Source organism: Acinetobacter sp. V89_4 (assembly GCF_029967875.1).
Classification (GTDB): domain Bacteria; phylum Pseudomonadota; class Gammaproteobacteria; order Pseudomonadales; family Moraxellaceae; genus Acinetobacter; species Acinetobacter oleivorans.
Genome location: NZ_JASCAI010000028.1, coordinates 466,634 through 486,389 on the forward strand (window position 1 = coordinate 466,634; position 19,756 = coordinate 486,389).

At 37.9% G+C, this 19,756-nt stretch carries 15 protein-coding genes; 6 read left to right on the top strand and 9 right to left on the bottom strand.

Features of this window, described 5'->3' with window-relative positions; all coding sequences use genetic code 11:
- Positions 1-12: 12 nt before the first annotated feature.
- The 7 genes from QLG01_RS13825 to QLG01_RS13855 are packed head-to-tail and all read right to left on the bottom strand — an operon-like array spanning position 13 to position 8,429.
- Complete coding sequence (locus tag QLG01_RS13825; RefSeq protein WP_282496730.1) at positions 13-1,830, bottom strand: ABC transporter ATP-binding protein; 1,818 nt, start codon at positions 1,828-1,830, stop codon at positions 13-15.
- 2 nt (positions 1,831-1,832) lie between these two features.
- On the bottom strand, positions 1,833-2,681 hold the full coding sequence (locus QLG01_RS13830; protein WP_282496731.1) for an ABC transporter permease: 849 nt from the start codon (positions 2,679-2,681) through the stop codon (positions 1,833-1,835).
- The gene (locus tag QLG01_RS13835) at positions 2,678-3,829 is read right to left on the bottom strand and encodes an ABC transporter permease (protein WP_013197911.1); all 1,152 of its coding nucleotides are present in this window, start codon (positions 3,827-3,829) and stop codon (positions 2,678-2,680) included. The genes QLG01_RS13830 and QLG01_RS13835 overlap by 4 nt, the downstream gene beginning before the upstream one ends.
- A gap of 5 nt (positions 3,830-3,834) precedes the next feature.
- Positions 3,835-5,409: an ABC transporter substrate-binding protein gene (locus QLG01_RS13840; protein WP_282496732.1), complete on the bottom strand. Its 1,575-nt coding sequence runs from the start codon at positions 5,407-5,409 to the stop codon at positions 3,835-3,837.
- 10 nt (positions 5,410-5,419) lie between these two features.
- A complete protein-coding gene (locus tag QLG01_RS13845) occupies positions 5,420-6,613 on the bottom strand; it encodes an LLM class flavin-dependent oxidoreductase (protein WP_282496733.1) in 1,194 nt (397 codons plus the stop codon).
- A 33-nt stretch (positions 6,614-6,646) separates the two neighbouring features.
- Positions 6,647-7,357, bottom strand: a complete 711-nt coding sequence (locus QLG01_RS13850) for a class II aldolase/adducin family protein (RefSeq protein WP_212511373.1) — start codon at positions 7,355-7,357, stop codon at positions 6,647-6,649.
- A 13-nt stretch (positions 7,358-7,370) separates the two neighbouring features.
- Positions 7,371-8,429, bottom strand: coding sequence for an ABC transporter substrate-binding protein (locus QLG01_RS13855; RefSeq protein ID WP_282496734.1), 1,059 nt, complete (start codon positions 8,427-8,429; stop codon positions 7,371-7,373).
- A 1,047-nt stretch (positions 8,430-9,476) separates the two neighbouring features.
- On the opposite strand from QLG01_RS13855, the gene QLG01_RS13860 reads away from it, so the two are divergent.
- The 6 genes from QLG01_RS13860 (at position 9,477) to QLG01_RS13885 (ending at position 16,324) form a co-directional block, all read left to right on the top strand.
- Positions 9,477-9,767: a hypothetical protein gene (locus tag QLG01_RS13860; RefSeq protein ID WP_049836651.1), complete on the top strand. Its 291-nt coding sequence runs from the start codon at positions 9,477-9,479 to the stop codon at positions 9,765-9,767.
- Positions 9,768-10,262: 495 nt separating this feature from the next.
- Entirely contained in the window at positions 10,263-10,796 is a 534-nt protein-coding gene (locus QLG01_RS13865) for a fimbrial protein (protein ID WP_000731817.1), read from the top strand.
- A gap of 87 nt (positions 10,797-10,883) precedes the next feature.
- The gene (locus tag QLG01_RS13870; RefSeq protein WP_004792379.1) at positions 10,884-11,618 is read left to right on the top strand and encodes a fimbria/pilus periplasmic chaperone; all 735 of its coding nucleotides are present in this window, start codon (positions 10,884-10,886) and stop codon (positions 11,616-11,618) included.
- Positions 11,619-11,676: 58 nt separating this feature from the next.
- Positions 11,677-14,235 (top strand): fimbria/pilus outer membrane usher protein, encoded by a 2,559-nt coding sequence (locus tag QLG01_RS13875; RefSeq protein WP_282496735.1) that lies wholly within the window; start codon positions 11,677-11,679, stop codon positions 14,233-14,235.
- The gene (locus QLG01_RS13880; RefSeq protein WP_151988163.1) at positions 14,232-15,242 is read left to right on the top strand and encodes a fimbrial protein; all 1,011 of its coding nucleotides are present in this window, start codon (positions 14,232-14,234) and stop codon (positions 15,240-15,242) included. The genes QLG01_RS13875 and QLG01_RS13880 overlap by 4 nt, the downstream gene beginning before the upstream one ends.
- Before the next feature lie 113 nt (positions 15,243-15,355).
- Positions 15,356-16,324, top strand: coding sequence for a DUF4882 family protein (locus QLG01_RS13885; protein WP_282496736.1), 969 nt, complete (start codon positions 15,356-15,358; stop codon positions 16,322-16,324).
- A 57-nt stretch (positions 16,325-16,381) separates the two neighbouring features.
- Here the strand turns inward: QLG01_RS13885 and QLG01_RS13890 are convergent, their stop codons facing one another.
- Positions 16,382-17,491: an S-(hydroxymethyl)glutathione dehydrogenase/class III alcohol dehydrogenase gene (locus tag QLG01_RS13890; RefSeq protein WP_033850079.1), complete on the bottom strand. Its 1,110-nt coding sequence runs from the start codon at positions 17,489-17,491 to the stop codon at positions 16,382-16,384.
- 230 nt (positions 17,492-17,721) lie between these two features.
- Positions 17,722-19,593 (bottom strand): phage capsid protein, encoded by a 1,872-nt coding sequence (locus QLG01_RS13895; protein WP_282496737.1) that lies wholly within the window; start codon positions 19,591-19,593, stop codon positions 17,722-17,724.
- Between the last annotated feature and the right edge of the window lie 163 nt (positions 19,594-19,756).

Here is a 19,756-nt window from a genome sequence, read left to right on the forward strand (position 1 = left end):
ATCTGTTCTTTTTTATGCGCTAACTTCAAGCACGTTGTTTTTAAACAAGCTTGGCGCATGGGTAAGCAAAGTTTTGGTATATATATGTTGAGGATGACTAAGCACTTGATCTGTTTCACCGTATTCAACAATATGTCCATTTTTTAATACGGCGACTCGATCTGCGATTGCGCGAACAACCCCTAGGTTATGGGTCACAAATAGTAAGGTCACACCTTGCTGCTGAAGGTCTTGTAGCAGTTTTAAAATAGATGCCTGAACTGAAACATCCAAAGCAGAGGTAATCTCATCACAAATCAAAACATCAGGTTGGCACAGCAAAGCTCGCGCGATCGCTACGCGTTGTCTCTCCCCACCCGATAAATCTCTAGGATAGAGTTCTTGAACTTGTAGAGGCAGAGAGACTTGTTTAAGGACCTGTGTGACTTTTTCTATGGCTTCTTGTCGAGATGCTCCAAAGAAATGCTGCACGACTTTAATTAAGGTCTGACCAATCGTATGCGCTGGATTCAAGGCTTTATAAGGGTTTTGAAAGATATATTGCAGTTTATGTCGTTGCTGCAAATGACGTTGTTGCCCACGCAACGACAAGACTTCATCTGCTAAGGTAATTTGTCCATCTGCATTTTCATTCAAGCCAGCAATGACACGCGATAATGTTGTTTTTCCTGAACCCGATTCACCAACCAATGCTAAACATTCGCCTTTTTTGAGTTGAAATGAGATATCAAAAAGAGCCTGTTGCTGCCCATACCATGCATTAATATGTTCAACTTTTAGCAGTGCTTCTCGATCAGTTCCTCGTTCAATAACCTGATGATCAATCTCTTTAAAATTAATCACGCCAACATGATCCGAATGGTGACAAGCAACAAAATGCGGGTCAAACTCATCTTTTAATTGAGTTAATTCAGGTTGTTTTTGACGGCATATGTCTGTGGCGAAAGTACAACGTACTGCAAAAGCACATCCCTCTGGACGCTCATTTGGTGAAGGTGCATGTCCTTCAATTGGAGATAAATATTTACGAATGGCCACATCGGGAATGGCGTTAAGTAAACCTTGCGTATAAGGGTGTTTAGGGGTTTCAAATAGTTGGGTTAATACCGCATCTTCAGCAATTCGCCCTGAATATAAAACAATCACCCGATCTGCAATGTCTTTTACAACCGTTAAGTCATGCGATACATAAATAGCAGCAACATTATATTCGCGGCATAATTTACGAATGATGTTCAATACTAAAGTCTGCGTCGTCACATCTAAGGCGGTAGTTGGCTCATCTAAAACAATTAAACGTGGCTGTAGCAAAAACGCCAAGGCCAATAAAATTCGTTGTTGCTGTCCACCTGAAAGTTGATGGGGATAACGCTTGAGAAATAGCTCATCATGAGGTAACCCCACTTCATCTAAAATTTTGGCTACTTTTTGGTATTTTTCAGCGTTCGATAGCTGTGCCTGATGGACTTCTAATAATTCAAATAAATGTTGACCAATACTTAATGCTGGGTTGAGTGCCGTTCCAGGATCTTGAGCGACATGACTAATTTTATAGCCACGAACCTGACGTAAAGCATGATCATCTAAACTGAGAATATCTTCATCATCCAGTTCAATTGTGCCTTGAATAATCTTGGCACCATGTCGTGCATAGCCCAATAAGGCACTCGATAATGTCGTTTTACCAGAACCACTCTCTCCGACCAGCCCTAAAACTTCACCTTCTCGCAAGCTAAATGAAATATTAGAAACGATATGATTGCCGGTGTTTACCAATGCCACGGTTAAGTCTGTTACGGTCAATACTGTATTTTTAAATGTATTTGCCATGTTTATTTTTCCTCAATCCGAGCTGCTGCACGTCCAACGCCCTCTGCCAATACATTCGTTCCAAGTGCAAACAAAGCAATTAAAATGACAGGAGCAAACACGGCCCATGGTTGAACTAATAAACCAGCGCGATTTTCATTAATCATGAGTCCCCAATCTGCTGCTGGAGGTGCCACACCATAACCCAGAAAAGCCAAACCTGATAACATGCCCACCGCCCATGTCAGCATCACACCCAGATGAATGAGTAAAGGCGTCAACATGTTGGGTAAAATTTCACGAAATAAAATATAAGTTTTTGAATAACCAAGAATTCGGGCGGCTTCGATATATTCCTGTTCCACTAAATTAAGTGCAACGCTTCGCGCAAGACGTATGACTCCAGGAATAAAAGCAATTGAAACCGTTAAAACAATGAGCCAAGGCTGTCGACCTAACATCGAAACAATAAGTAAGACCAAAATAAGATCGGGAAAGGCCATAAAAACATCAGTCAGCCAAGTCACGAACTGATCAATCTTATTTCGGGCAAAAGCAGCTAATATGCCTAAACTAGAACCAATAATTAATGCGACCAAACTGGCAGCCAGCGTCATCCAGATAATTGAAGCACCGCCAGCAAGTACACGTGACCAAACATCATGCCCAATATAGTCATAACCTAAAAATGATTTTCCTTCAGGTGGTCCATAAGTCATGCCGACCAATGCCGTAGGTTCAAATGCAACAAATAACGGTCCAACCAGTGCGAAAATCAAAACTAGGGCTGTGACTACAAATCCAAAACGTACTTGTCTTTCACGAATTAGTGTTTGAAAAAAGTTTCTTTGGTACCAATGAAGTGAGCTCATTTCCCACCTCCTTGCTGAATATTCTTTAAAGCATTGCGACGATCGACAGGTTTTACAGTAATTGGTCGGCCAGATTTCCATAAACGTAATGCCTGACGTCGGCCTGGCGAACGTGCTTTATGTCTTTTTGCAGTTCGTATTTTTGGTGTGAGTAAAGTCGTGATTAAATCTGCAATTAAATTAACAACCACCACACAAATGGTGAGCAATAAAACGATTGCTTGAATAGTCGGGATATCCCTCATTTCGATTGCTGCATTAAGTGCATTACCAATACCGGGGTAACTGAAAACCACCTCAATAATGAGAGCACCACTCAGCAAAACTCGTATGGTCAATGCTGTACCCTGCACCACAGGAACCAATGCATTTGGTAAAACATGTTTCCAAATAATCCGGCGCTCAGGAATACCTCGCAGTCGCGCAGAGGTTACATATTCCGACTCTAGAGCATCAATCATGGAACCACGTACTAAACGCATCAGATATGGAATGAGTGATAAAGCTAAAGTTAAAATTGGTAAAATTAAAAACTCTAGTTGGCTATAAGGCGACTCATTAGGAATCAGCAACGATGCGGCTGGCAATATGTGTAAAACCGATGTTGAGAAAAACATCATTAACCAAATTGCAATAACAAACCCTGGCACCGCTTTAAACACAATAGAGCTAGAGACAATAATACGGTCGAGTTTGCTATCGCGATGAAGCGAGAGCCACACACCTAACACGACTGAAAGCGGTACAGTAACGACAATCACGAGGCTCGTGAGTGCAACTGTGTTACCAAAATAATTCTGAATAATTTCTAAAACAGGCACATTGGAATCAATCGAGCGTCCAAAATTACCTTGTAATAATTGACTCAACCAATGCCAGTATTGAAGCAATATCGGATCATTTAATCCCAATTGTTCACGAAGTATTTGTACCGTTGCTTCAGGTGCTTCTGGTCCTAAAATGACACGAGCCGGGTCAGATGGAAGTGCTTGTGTCGCAATAAAAACAATGAGACTAATAACAAATACAACCAATACCCCTGACACTAAACGTGTCAAAAACCAAGGTAACCATGCAGGAAACTCAAATGACTTGGCAATTGCTGGTTGTTGAATGGATGCTTCTATTTTGCTGGATTGAATTGTCATATTGGTTACCCTCTACGCCAGAATTCATCTGTACGCCACGCAGCAAAGCCTGTGCGATCGGGCGTTACACCACCAATTTGGTTCGAATGTGCATCCAGGACATTATTAAAGCCCCAAATGAGTAAACCACCTTGCTCATGTTGAATATGCTGTGCTTCATGTACAAGAACTTTTCGTTTTTCCAAATCGGGTTGTTGCAATGCTGCATGCACTAGTTCGGTAAAACGCTCATTTTTAAAACGAGTTTTATTATTTGCCGCACCCGGTCCATCAATTTGCAAGACTGTTAATAAGAAAGGACGCGAAACATTCGAGCCTGTACTAAATGCCCAATCTTGTTTTACAGCATCCGCAAAAGTAGCAGCTTCAACCTGTTTAACATTAACAATGACACCAGCCTGAGCAGCATGTTGAGCAAAAACTAATGCGGCATTGCTATCTGGGCCTGTATATAAATCGACTGTTAAACTGTTATTAAAACCAGCTTCTTTGAGTAGCGATTTTGCTTTATTTAAATCTTGCTTGCGCTGAGCAATACTGTGGTCATATACAGGATCGCTAAAAGAATAAAGGTCATTTGCAACTCGTCCTTGCCCAGCTAAAGCCCGTTTAACTAAATCATCTCTATTAGCAATCAATCTAAAAGCTTGTCGTACCCGAGGATCATTGAACGGTGCTTTAGACGTATTCATATCAAATGATTGCCAAGCATCGGTTTCCGATGAAACTAGATTTAGCCGTTTATTAGATTGAATTAAAGCAATATGCTCAGCACTTACCCCTGAAGCAATGTCAATTTGACCAGATTGCAAAGCAGCAAGACGCCCTGTCTGATCCTTAAAATCAATAATTTCAATTGCATCAGCATAAGGTTGATTTTCTTTCCAGTAATTTTCAAAACGTACGAAACGTGAACGCTGACCAGGTGTAAAACTTTCAAGCTTAAAGGGGCCAGCGCCGACTACATTTTTAACTGGGTCATAATCTGTAGGAACAATGCCACCCCAGCTCATCCATGCTTCTGGTAAAGCAACCAATCCCTTTCCTTGAGAAAAAGGAATTTCAACGGTGTATTCATCGCGCTTTTTAATTGCATCTCTTTGTAAAGAATAAAGATAAGCTGCAAATGGTGAGGCAAGTTTGGGGTCGGTTAAGCGCCGTAAAGAGAAAATAACATCATCGGCTGTAATGGTTTTACCGTGGTGAAATTCGAGTCCTTTTTTTAGGCGAATGGTCCATTTCGTTCCGTCATTATTGGGTTCAGCAAATTCAGCAAGGGCAAGTTTTGGCTGAATATCTCTGCCCCATTCCCATAACTTTGCATATAAAGGCCAGCCTCTAAACGCACTGGACATACCAATAGGTTTATGTGCATCTAAATTGCCTGCTTGGTTCCCATTGATCACTCCAATTTTGATAACACCACCTTTTTTCGGCGTATCATTTTGGGGGGTAGCGGCAGTAGCGCTTTCAGACGATGAAGAGTCGGGTTTAGAACATCCTATAAGGCTAATTGCAGCAAAAGCGCCAACGCCTAATCCCGTCTGTTTAATGAGTTCTCTACGTGTAATTTTATTCATGCCTTCTCCCTTAAACCACGACTTCTTGATTCAAGAGGGAATCAATGGATGAATTTTTATTTAGCTTAGGTAACTCAAAACCATGATCTAGCTCTAATAATGGGAACAATAAATCTGCTACCCGATAGGCTTCTCCAATTAACGGAAAACCAGACAAGATAAAGGCTGATACACCATAGCTTTCGTATTCTTTAATCCTTTTGGCAATATTTTCAGCACTACCAACTAATGCAGTCCCCGCAGCTGGGTTTAAAATATCGAAACCAAATAAAGATGGGCCAGTCCAAACATTAGGATAAATTTCAAAATCTTTAGCTTGAGGCAAAACACCTCGACGTAATTGTTCTAAGTTCTTTTGAATAGATGGGTTGTTGCTTTGATAACTCTCAAAACTTTCATTTGGAGGAAGCTGTCGTTTAACAGCTTCGATTGCATAATTTACATCAATCTTGTCAAGTAACGACTGAGCATATTGCCAAGCCTCTTCTTCTGTTTCCCGAACAATAATTTGTAATCGAGTCCCAAATTCTAAAGTTCGGCCAATTTTTGCTGCCTCAGCCGCAACCTTGTTAAACTTTTCTCCAAGTAGCGGCGGTGTATTCGCAAAACTTAAATATACATCTAATAATTCAATAGAATGCTGAACGCCTTTGGCAGAAGTTCCTGCTCCCCACAACGGAACACCTTGTTTTTGAGTTGGACCACGCCATTTGGACATTGGAGATCCGCCCTCTAATCGTGGAGCAATTTGAATAAACTCGCCTTCAAATCCAGAGGTATCACCTAAGTAGTTTTGTTGAAATGCATTCCAGTATTCTTTACTAAAGTCATAACGTTCATCATGAGTATAGTGAATGCCTAAAGCTGCCAAACCCTTATCATTTCCATTAACGACATTAAATAACAAACGCCCTTTAGAAAATGCATCAAAAGTTTGCGCATATTTTGCCAAAACTGCTGGCTGGACTTCTCCGGGATGTTGAGCAACCAGAAACTTTAAACGTTCAGTAAATGGAATTAAACTTGCAGCAACAGCAAGTGTTTCATACTCACTTGTACCCATGAGTGAACCGTAAAAACCAAGTCGATCTGCGGTAATCGCAATCTGTTGCAAGTGTTCATAATCGGTATCCCATCGCCCAGATTCCAACCATGGGTATGGTCCATCTGGAGAAGTGAGATACCATAAAAGTTTTACAGCCATAGTATTCTCGATCTTTATTTTTTAAATCTTTATCTAATTCTGAGGAAGTAAGCCCAGCGATTTTGCTTTTTCAGTCAATCCGCTCATTTTCCATTGCTGATGTAAAACCCCTTGCCCGTATTCTCTGCTGCCACCGACTAATTCAGCGAGCAGTTGAATTTGAGCACCTTCTTCAAGCAATAAAATAAATTCAGCAGTTTCCTGTAGTCCTTGGCGTCCCCATACAGTTGCTCCGCCATTGGCTTCTAAGATGGCCCGATGTTCAATATCAACTTTGAGCTGATCTAAAATAAAATCCACTTCAGCTTGACGGCGATCAATGTAAATCGGCAACTCTTTAAACAAATGAAAGCGCTGAACAGGCACATAACGGATCGGTAAAGTACGATGGGTCTGAGCCCAAGCACCTAAATTCGGCGCGTGTACATGAGATATTGTGGTGACATCTGCATGTTCTTTAAAAAGCTTGTTATAGCGCCCACCTGCACTTTTTCTTCCCAGTAAAACTTCACCATCAATTGTCTCCACCAATACTTTGCTTTTTTTATCTTTAGACCACGGTCCTGCATAGTTAAAAGTGACTAAGGTATTTTCAGGTCCACGTTCAACAAAATTAACGGTTCCATTTGCAGTAATTGTTCTTGTTTCACGGAATACTTCAAAAGCAAATTCAGCTTTTTCACGGTTCAATTCGATAAAGTCATTGAGTTCACGAGACAATGGCGTTTGAATAAGTGTTGTCATGGTCAAATCCTCTTTAAAAATTTTTATTTTGACGGCGTTTTAAAACTTCGAGTAAAGGACGATGATCAACCCATGTTTCAATATCGACATCGCGCTCTAAGAAGCCATGCAACCACAGAAAATCTTTTTGTTGTTTTAAGAGCTCTAAACGCTCTTCACTTAATGACGGATGTAAAGACTTATGAAAATTATTTCGATAGGCTGTAGCAACACTCTCTGCTCCTGCAATCGTTTCATCTTCTAAAATGACCAAGACCTCATCTAAGTGATCTTGTGCCCAATCTGCGGTATCAAACAATTCTTCAAGAAAATCGACGACCACATCAAAATGATCTTCTAATAGATCTTCATGGACGGTAATTGGGCGAGGTGTGCCGTTATTAACACGAGAAGTCACATCTTCAAATTTATCTAAATCAATTCCAACTTTAAGACCGCGTTTAGTTGCAGCTTCAACAGCAGATGCTCCTTTTACATACACAGCATCAACTTCACCTGTAATTAATGCGTCTAGACCTGACCAATACGTGCTCGCATCACGATTCTCTTTAGATCCTGCACGCTCAGGTACTTCAATAAAATTCACATCTCTGAAAGTCAGACTGGCAAGTTGTAAAGCACCACGAATACCTTGCAATGACATGGCTCTAAAAATACTACCAGCACGTTTGTCAGCATATTCCGGTAAAGCAACTTTCGCATTTTTTAAATGCTCTGGCTGGCTAATATCAGAATCAGGTCGCACAATAATAACTTGCCACTCATCAATCCAGGTCAATCCAATGAGTCGGCTGGGTGCTCCTTCAGACCGTGCAGCTAATGCAGGTACATTTCCGCCTTCTCGGAACAGAGCTGGCAATTGATGATCAAAATGATGAACCGATAAACCTTTACGCGCATCTTGCAAGACGGCAACATCAATGCCGTGCTTTTCAAACTTTTTAACTAAAGTACCGCGTTTTAATGAAATACCTGTTGCTGTAGGTACTGGACATCGAGTGACCCAAATTTCAGACAGGATGTTTTTTACAAATTCTTTAGAATTTTCTTTTTTATCTACTACAAGTGACATACGGATTCCTTAGGATAATTCCACTTTCATCACTTACATTGAGCAGCTTTTGTGCCAATTTAATTTATTATTTATTTTCAATTATTTATTCAAATATAGTGGGATTGGAAATGTTTATATTTCATCATTTTTCAATCCCACTGTTGTTTTATCAACATTTACTTCAGGCAAACATAACTTCCAAAATGCAAAAATATACGATCAGCTATCTTAGTACTCGCTGGAATCCAGCTTAAAGCTTTAGTACATGACAGAAATAAGCTTGATGACGATGTCGCTAAAATAAATATTTCTTTATTCAGATAGTACTTATAGAACTTAACTAAATATTATCTGCCTGCAAATAAGTCTACGACCAAACTTCTTTAACTCTAAAGCTAGATGTATATTCATTATGCTTCTATCTCAAATAGTGCACTTCTTTTAAATAATTTTTAAAGATGTCGCGTTTAAACATTGCTACTCTTTTCTCTAGTTCATATTTCTAATAGATATTGTTCAGTCTTAAAAAATCGTGCATATTTAAATTGTAGTTAGAAAAATATATTTTACGCCTCAATATATTGAAAAAGTGTGACGGATTTCAATATATTTGCGTTGCGTAATAATTTTTAATAAATAAAGCGTAATTAATTTTTAATTTATTTCTGATAAAGTTAAATTAGTCACATTTTAAATAAAATTGGTATCTTATTCCTCTGTAGTAATTTTGCAATATAAATATTAGAGGTAAAATAATAAATTACATATTTATTAAATATTTAATCATATATCATGTTATGTTTTTATATTGCTCTGTTTATTTGTTAATCTTTAATTTTTAAAATTATATAAATATCAATAATTTAAATTAATTGTTTTATCTTTAGATAATTACATGGATTAATATAATTTAAGAATTTTAACTATTACATTATTTAAAATAGTTAATGTGATTCATATCACATGAAAATTAATAATTTTTCTTGATTTAAAATTAATGATTGTTTTTAAATTAAAAATATTGTATCAAATATATATAAACTATTTTATAAATAGGTATATAAAATGAAAAATAATATTTTTAAACTTCTTATTCTGATGGTGCTTTCCACTTCCCCATTATTTTGTTATGCAAATAATACAATAATGATAAGAGGAAATATTGTTGAAGATACATGCTCAACACAACATAGCGAGATAGAATGTGTTGAGGTAAACAATTTAAATATTAAGCTTGATAGTGAATATTTAAATAAAAATAGTCTTTCTAATTTAGCTCAACATACTGAGAAAATGGACACTAGCATTGAAAGTATAGGTTCTAATCGCAAAGTGGTGGTTATCAACTATCACTAACTTACTAAGGCGTAACTTTCGAGGCTACTCATACAATAAGTATGATTTAAGAGTGATTTGTCGAATTCATCGCACATTTTGATGAATTAAATGATGAGTCGCTCTTTTTTCATAAAAAATGACTATTTGTATGTTTTTTCTATATACATATGCATAAATTATTCTATATAATTGTATTGTAAGAATTTAAGCTTATTTTTCACATAATTTGTTCAATTCTTTCTTATTTACATAGTGTTCTTATGTAACTTGCTTATCTCTGTATCTTTTCTTTTTTCGAAAAAACAAAAATTATTTATAAACAGCTATATAGCCTGTAAAAGGCAGTCTTGAAGTATTTATTTTTAGTGTGATTTAATTTTTATTATGAAAAAATAATGTGATCTAGTTTGCATTTTGTTTAAGAAGTGTTAATATCGCCGCATTACTTTTCAAGATGTCAAACACTGGAAAAGTAAGGAAATAAACTTTTATCCAGACTTTTGAGAAAACACTATGAAAAAACTTGCTTTGATCGCTGCTCTTTCGGTTGTAGGGATTGCGAATGCTCAAGCTGCTGATGGTACAATTACAATTAATGGTTTAGTTACAGACAAAACTTGTGACATCGTTACTCCAGCTGGTAAAGACTTCACAGTTACTCTTCCAACTGTTTCTAAGCAAACTTTAGCTGTTGCTGGGGATGTTGCTGGTCGTACTCCTTTCCAAATTAAATTAGCTAACTGTTCTGAAGGTAAAGTAGCTACTTACTTCGAACCAGGTGCTAACGTTGACTTTAATACTGGTCGTTTACTTAACAAAGACGCTACTGGTGCTAAAAACGTTAACGTTCAACTTTTAGGTAGCAACAACAACTTCATCCCAGTTCTTGCTGCTGGTGCAAACGGTGCTCAAGCTAACTCTCAATGGGTTGACGTAGCTGCAGCTGGTAGCGCAGACCTTAACTACTATGCTGAATACTATGCAACTGGCGCTTCTACTGCTGGTAAAGTAAACACTTCTGTTCAATACACAATTATCTATCAATAATTGATGGATGAGAGGGTTTCTATGTTTACATGGAAACCCTCTTTTTGTGACGCTTTCCCGAATCTTTGTTGGTTGAGAACTCGAAAAATGAAATTGAACAGTTATAATTTTTTGTTAGGTTTGGCATTTGCTTCAGCAGTTGTTGCACCTGCTACTCAAGCAGAAATTGTAATTCATGGCACTCGTGTGATTTATCCTTCGGATGCTCGCGAAGTTACACTACAAGTTAGTAATAACGGTTCAAAACCAGCACTTGTTCAAGCATGGCTTGATGAAGGCGACTCAAAAAGCACTCCGGACCAATCAAAAGTACCTTTTATGATTGCTCCTCCTATTTCTCGTGTTGAGGCTACAAAAAGTCAGACCCTTCGTATTACTGCTCTGCCAACAGCTTCTCAGCTAAATCAGAAGCAAGAAACAGTTTTGTGGTTAAACGTTTTGGATATTCCTCCAAGACCAACTTCAAAAACTGAAAATACGACGCCTGATAATTTCCTGCAATTAGCAATTCGCTCACGTATTAAATTCTTTTATCGACCAGCTTCGATTAAAGACGATGCGAATTTAGCAGCTGATAAGCTTCAATGGGTTAAATCTGGTCAAAATTTAACGGTAAAAAATCCAACTCCTTTTCATATCACGATGACTTCTGTTTACCAAAAGGCAGGTGATAAAAAAGTTGATTTATTACCTCAAGGTTTAATGATTAAACCTTTTTCTGAAGAGTCTGTTCAGCTTAAGAATGGCAATCTTCAAGATATGAGTTTTATGAATGTCAATGACTATGGTGGTCGAGTCGAACACCAAATAAAACTTCAGTAATCAGATTTATCTTTTTAATAAATTTAAGCACCTATTATGTGAGTAGGCGGACTTAGCTATGCCAAAAAAAAGGCAAGAATCTTATAAATTATTAAAACGCCATATTTGTTACTACTTGGCTTCTGGTGTTGTCACAATGACAATGCCTGTATTCGTGCACGCTGAAGAAACAGTCGCGAGTGCTCCTGTAGAAGCTGAATTTGATTCTGCTTTTTTAATTGGCGATGCTCAAAAAGTTGATATTTCTCGTTTTAAATACGGGAACCCTGTTTTACCAGGCGAATATAATGTTGACGTTTATGTAAATGGCCAATGGTTTGGCAAACGTCGTATGTTCTTTAAAGCATTAGAATCAAATAAAAATGCTGTAACCTGCTTTACAGGAAATACTCTTGCTGAATATGGTGTAAAACAAGAGATTTTAGCGCAACACGCTTCTCTTCAAAAAGAAAATAGTAGTTGTTACAAAATTGAAGAGTGGGTTGAAAATGCATTTTATGAGTTTGATAACTCTCGCTTACGTGTAGATATCTCGATTCCACAAGTTGCTTTGCAAAAAAATGCGCAAGGCTATGTCGACCCAAGTCTATGGGATCGAGGGATTAATGCTGCCTTTTTATCTTATAACGGCAGTGCTTACAAAACATTTACTCAGTCTAATGACCAAAGCGAAACAACAAACGCGTTTATGGGCGTGACTGCTGGACTAAATTTAGGCGGTTGGCAATTACGTCATAATGGCCAATGGCAATGGCAAGACACCCCTGCCGAAAATCAATCTAAATCAAGTTACGAAGAAACAAGTACTTACTTACAGCGCGCATTCCCTAAATACCGTGGTGTTTTAACCTTAGGTGATAGCTTTACAAACGGCGAAATATTTGACTCATATGGTTATCGTGGTATCGATTTCTCAAGTGATGATCGAATGTTACCAAATAGTATGCTTGGTTATGCTCCGCGTATTCGTGGTAATGCCAAAACCAATGCAAAAATTGAAGTTCGTCAACAAGGTCAACTTATTTATCAAACAACTGTAGCACCAGGTAACTTTGAAATTAATGACCTTTACCCTACTGGTTTTGGTGGCGAAATTGAAGTTACTGTTATTGAAGCAAATGGTGAAATACAAAAGTTTGCTGTGCCTTACGCATCTGTTGTGCAGATGCTACGTCCTGGCATGAATCGTTATTCATTAACTGTAGGTCAGTTCCGCGATCAGGATATTGATCTCGATCCTTGGGTAGTTCAAGGTAAATACCAGCAAGGTATTAACAACTACCTAACAGGTTATACGGGCATACAAGCTACAGAAAATTATGCCGCTGTATTGTTGGGTGCTGCTTTTGCTACGCCAATTGGTGCGATTGCACTTGATGTTACACATTCTGAAGCTGACTTTGAAAAGCAGTCTTCACAATCGGGGCAAAGTTTCCGTTTAAGTTATAGCAAGCTAATTACTCCGACCAACACAAACTTAACATTAGCAGCCTATCGTTACTCAACAGAAAACTTCTACAAATTACGTGATGCTCTACTTATCCGTGATTTTGAAGAAAAAGGTATTAATACCTACTCTGCTGGTCGTCAACGTAGCGAATTCCAAATTACCTTGAACCAAGGTTTACCTGAAGGTTGGGGTAACTTCTATGTAGTGGGTTCGTGGGTTGACTATTGGAACCGTAGCGAAAGTACTAAACAATATCAGCTTGGTTATAGTAATAATTTCCATGGCTTAACTTATGGTTTATCTGCAATTAACCGTAAAGTTGAATATGGCTCAACGAATCAAACACACGATACTGAATATTTAATGACATTATCGTTCCCGATTGATTTCAAAAAGAATTCAGTTAACGTCAACGTTACTGCTTCTGAAGACAGCCGCACTGTTGGTGCAAGTGGAATGGTTGGAGATCGCTTTAGTTATGGCGCTTCAATGTCACATCAGGACTATGCGAATCCATCATTTAACGTAAATGGTCGTTATCGTACTAACTATACAACTGTGGGTGGTTCTTATAGTGTGGCTGACTCTTACCAACAAGCGATGGTAAGCTTAACTGGTAGTGTGGTTGCGCACTCGGAAGGTATTTTATTTGGACCTGAACAAGGCCAAACGATGGTACTTGTGCATGCGCCAGAAGCTACTGGAGCAAAAGTTAATAATGCTGTTGGTTTAAGCGTGAACAAGGCTGGTTATGCGGTAGTTCCTTATGTTACTCCGTACCGTCTTAATGACATTACCCTTGACCCACAAGAAATGTCGAGCGAAGTAGAACTTGAAGAAACAAGTCAACGTATTGCACCTTTTGCTGGCGCAATTGCTAAAGTAGATTTTGCAACTAAAACTGGTTATGCAGTTTACATTAATAGTAAAACTGTAGATGGCAACAGCTTACCGTTTGCAGCTCAAGTCTTTAACCAAAAAGATGAAGCTGTTGGTATTGTTGCACAAGGTAGTATGATTTACTTACGTACTCCACTTGCTCAAGACCGTCTCTATGTGAAATGGGGTGACGAAAGCAATGAACGTTGTTCAGTTGAGTACAATATTAGTAATCAGTTGCAAAATAAGCAACAAAGCATGGTAATGACTGAGGCTGTCTGCAAATGAAAAGAATATTATTAACAGGTTTCTTATTTACGGCTGGCCTTGGTGTGTATGGTGAGGCTAATGCTGCATGTCGTATATATAATTATGAGGCAAATGATGTCCTTATGTCTGTAGGGCGTGTTGTTGTACGCCCTAGTGACCAAGTCGGGGCAGTTTTAAGAAAAGCGACTTTTCCTATTAACCGTACTTCCACTGAAGCGCGCCTATGCGATAATTACGATACAGTAATTGCTGAATTAACCCAATCTTACCCTTTAAGTTCTTTAGGCAATAGCATCTATACCACGAACATTCCGGGTATTGGTATTCGCCTCTATCGTGAAGCAGACAATAATACGAATTTCTCGGGCTATTATCCTTATGTACGTGGTGGAATATCTGGTACTCGTTATTTAGGATCTGGTTATTTTGTGGTGGAAATTATTAAAATTGCTCCACAAACTGGCTCTGGAACGTTAGTACCGGGTAGATATAGTAGCTATTATGTCCGCGGTTTTCCAAATCAACCATTCTTAACAAGTACTGTTAATGCTAATGCGATTACCATTGCATCCTCTTCATGTGAAATTCAAGGGAATATTAACAAGGTAGTACAGCTTCCTACAGTTACAAAGGCTGGATTCAAAGGCGTTGGTTCTACTCAAGGCGAACAAACTTTTGATATGAACATTCTTTGTAATGGTGGTATTAACCCAACGGGTTATGAAGAGAAAAACCTCATTAGTTTAACTTACGACTTTACCCAAGACGGCACAAACAATCAGGTTTTAACAAATACAGCTGCTGCATCTGAAAAAGCCAATGGTGTGGGTGTACAGCTATTGTGGAATTATCAAAATAAGAATCAGGTCATCAAAAAAGGCGATAAGCTCGCTTTAGGTACATTGTCTTCTAACCAGACACTTCAATATAACATACCGATGACTGCTCGCTACTATCAAACAGCAGCAAATGTGACTGCTGGTAAAGTACGTGCAATGGCTACTGTAACTATTGAATATGATTAATCATATTCAATAGTTTATAAACCTAATAATTTCAAATATTTAAAAATTAATAATAAATTTTACTTTATCGCTACTTTCTAAAAATTTAATACTTAACTCGATAGGAATATTTTATGAAAAAAATAGGTTTAGTGGCTGTTAGTACAATTACATTATGTTGGGCCATGTATGAGGTATCTTCTGACAATACGAGTACCAGACCGCGTAATGAAGCTAACCGAAAAGTCGGATCTAAAAGCAGTTCATCATCTGTAAAGAATGAAAAATTAGCACCACAGATGCTATTAGCTCAAACGAATTCCCTTAATTCTGCCCCTGTCTGTCAATACAATTTTGATGCCACACAACAAGACTATGATGTTTGGAGTAATGAAAATCCTGGATATGTTCCTCTGAGTATATTTCCATCGATAACAGGTCAAAAATTTAGTCTAAAAGTAGAGCCTAGGCCGGAAAGTGAGTATGGCTACATAGATTATGTAGCTAAAAGTAAAGCGAGTCTTAATTCGTCTAATGACATTGGAGATTTAACGATACCTCACACAGGTATTATTGCATTTGAAATGGAGTTTAAAATTCCAACAATAACGCTTGTTAACTCAGGTTTTGAAAACAATGCTTATATGTCTAGTATTTATTTTACTGGCGTAACAAATAACGGTTATTCAGTTAGATCAAGCTATGGGTTTGAAATGGGAACTTATGATCCAGATTTTGGTGAAAACCCTCCTAGATTAAGTTATTCAGTGGCTTATCGAGTTAGCGATAATAGTGGACCTGATCACTCCTACTACAAGAGTCAAAACATGACAAATAATACACAGGAATACCAACGTTTAGGAATATATATTAATCAGAATACTAGACAAGTCGGTTTCATTTTTAATGGTGTTGATCAAGGTTATCAATCTTCTTTACCTGCGCCTCTTGAAAATATAAGTTTTTCTGTAGCAAGCAGTATATCAGTATATTCTAATCAATTATTTGGACAAGAATTGTTTAATGAGCTTATCACTGACCGTAATGCGCTACAGTTTAACTATCCTCAGGGTACAACTGACATGTGCGGTAATGCTATTTAAGATATAAAACTATAAGTCGTAAAAAAGGGCTGAATCACAGCCCTTTTTTTATTTCATTTAGAAATGAATGACTGTACGGATTGATTTGCCTTCGTGCATTAAATCAAAAGCAGTATTAATGTCTTGTAAAGGCATAGTATGCGTTACAAATGGTTCAAGTTGAATCTCACCTTTCATTGCATCTTCGACCATTTTTGGAAGTTGTGAGCGGCCTTTTACCCCACCAAACGCAGTACCTAACCATTTACGGCCAGTAACTAGCTGAAATGGACGAGTCGAAATTTCTTGGCCGGCACCCGCAACACCAATAATGACGGATTGTCCCCAACCACGATGTGCACACTCTAGAGCCGAGCGCATAACATTGACGTTACCAATACATTCAAATGAGTGGTCAACACCCCAGCCTGTCATTTCTACAATAACTTGCTGAATAGGTTTATCGTAATCTTTAGGATTTAAGAAATCTGTAGCGCCAAATTGCTTAGCAAGTTCAAATTTATCTGGGTTTGTGTCTACCACAATAATTTGCCCAGCTTTCGCTTGACGTGCACCTTGTACAACAGCTAAACCAATACCACCTAAGCCAAATACAGCAACAGAATCACCTTCTTGTACTTTCGCTGTGTTATGCACGGCGCCAATACCAGTCGTCACACCACATCCAAGTAAACATACTTGTTCGTGATTCGCTTCAGGATTGATTTTAGCTAAAGATACTTCTGCAACTACCGTATATTCACTAAATGTTGAACAACCCATGTAATGATAAATCGGTTCACCATTATAAGAAAAACGCGTGGTTCCATCTGGCATTACACCTTTACCTTGAGTCGCACGTACTGCAACACACAAGTTGGTTTTTCCAGATTTACAGAATAAGCATTCTTTACATTCAGCTGTATAAAGTGGAATCACGTGGTCACCAGGTTTAACGCTTGTTACGCCCTCACCTACTTCAACCACAACACCTGCACCTTCATGACCTAAAATGGCAGGAAAAACACCTTCTGGATCATCGCCAGATAATGTAAAAGCATCGGTATGACATACCCCTGTATGGGTAATTTTTATTAAAACTTCACCTGCTTGAGGTGGTGCAACATCAACTTCAACAATCTCTAAAGGTTTTCCTGGGGCAAAGGCGACAGCTGCACGAGATTTCATCTTTGGGTTTCCTTTAAATCATTCGGTATTTATAGTCGAGCAAAATAGATTATGTAAACAGTAATACAAGAGATTAATTTTGCTTAAATTAAAATTGGCTTTCATGACAATCCATCACAGCATAGCCAGTCAGGTAAGTCTAAGCAAGCCTATGTTTCAAAAAGAAGAAAACCTCTTACTTGAAGAGGTTTTCTATCAAATCACTTATCTTATAAACGGTTTATGTTTACTTATAGGTAAATATCTGGTGGATATGGTGTGTTATCACTAATTGGCGAATAAAGCGTATTTTCAACAAAGAAGCCATTTGGGGCTTGAGTGGTATCGATCGTAATTGAATCAAACATGACTTGTGGATATGCCCAGATAAATTGTTTCATTAAACCTAAAGAAACATTGTTTTTCATATCACCAAAAATTCGTTGCCAAATGGGCGTCCGATATGGTTTGGTTTTATCAAACCCATAAATGTAAGCAATAGATGCATCAGGAACGAATCCTGATAAATAAATGACTTTATTTGCAGGATAGCCTAGCCCTTGTATAGGTATTTGCGAAACGGCCTGATGTGCTAAGTCTAAGCGGGCTTCTAATAGCCAGTCATAAGCTTCTGTCATCATGTAATCAAAATTAGGATATGAATAGTGCGTGCTTGGATAGTTAATATAAGTTGCTAGTGTCTGAATTGGCGATTGAATCGAAGGAAAGAAAATAAGTGGGCTAACTTTGGCAGTTGAATATTTTGCTTTGATAACGGTACGAATGTCTTGACAGGTTTGACCTAATTTATTTCTGAGCCATGTTTTAAACTCATCATATGGCGTTCCTGTCTTATTCATTGCTTCATAAATTGTACCCAAATCTGGTGCATATAAACCTGTATCTGCATTAAAGGCTAGTTTTGTTGGATAGTCATATACACAAGGTAGATTCGTATCGGTGTTATACCACCACCAAGGTTCACCAATCTGCATGTTTACATCACATCCCCCTACTACCATTGCATCTGCAAATTCAATAAAGACTTTACGTAGATATGCCAAAGCATTCTGATGACTTAAACTAAAAAAATAGCTCGGTGGTTGATAGCCTGTTTTACCCAAATTACTGTTCCAGTCACGTTGAGCCCAATATTCATTAGCCCCCAAGGAATACATTTCAAAGCTTATCCCAAAGATGGGTTGCAGACTGGCGCTATGTAAAGCCTGCGCATATTTCTCATGCCATTTACGCGTACATGAGTTAACGACCGCTTCACCTGTTACCAGCGTATCTGGTATTTGCCATTTATTAATATCACTTTTCCATGTCATTTCAGGATAATGTGACATTCCACAATAGTGGTTAACCAAACCCTTATATCCCAAAGTCACCATATTGTTGACTAAGCGCTGCGGGTTTAAATCATAGTGGTCGTCATAGCTCGTACAGATACCATAATTGTGCTGAGGAACAACCACACGGCTCAAATTTAACTTTGCATTTGTACCAGTTACGACTGAATTGGTCAGACGAATGTAGCCATCTTCAGGCTGGCTTAAAGGTAAGGCTGATTGGCTATTATAATGGCTCGTGAAACCTGAAAATGAAATCTGTCGAATGTTAGTTACCGGGAAGCTATCTGTAGCAGAAAAGCCAGCTTTTACTGTATCCCAGTTAATATGAATATGTGCCGTTCGCGATGAAGGATTATTTGCATAGTTAAATAAGACCACATAGGCAACTTTATCTACGCCATTTTCATTATAGTACACCGTTAAAGTGGGCGTTAAACTTGGATTATTAAGCACAGGCATCGTGGCAGATAACTCAATATCAAAGTCCCAAACCACCCCTGCATAGCTATATTTGGTTTGATACGCTAAAAATTTATGATCTTTAGTATCATTAGAATCCCACGTAATTCCTACTAGATCATTTGCCATTCGCGCTCTAAAAGATGCTTCAAAACCATTTCCATAATTAGTAATGGCAAAAGACATTGTTTGTGGACCGTCTATTCTCCAATAGATAGGACTAAACCGATCAATAAGTGTATTTTGAGTGATTGGATGTGGTGATGAATTAGAATTATTTTGTACATTTTGTGAGTTAGTTATCATGTCTACATTCTCTTAATGTATTAAGAGGTTTTATATTAAATAATAATTTTTATTTTATTGTTCAGATAAGTAACAATGACGTTTAAATTATTTACAGTTAATATTTTTTATAAAGCTCAAAATATAGTTAAACAATTAAACTTAACATTATCCTAAAATATTT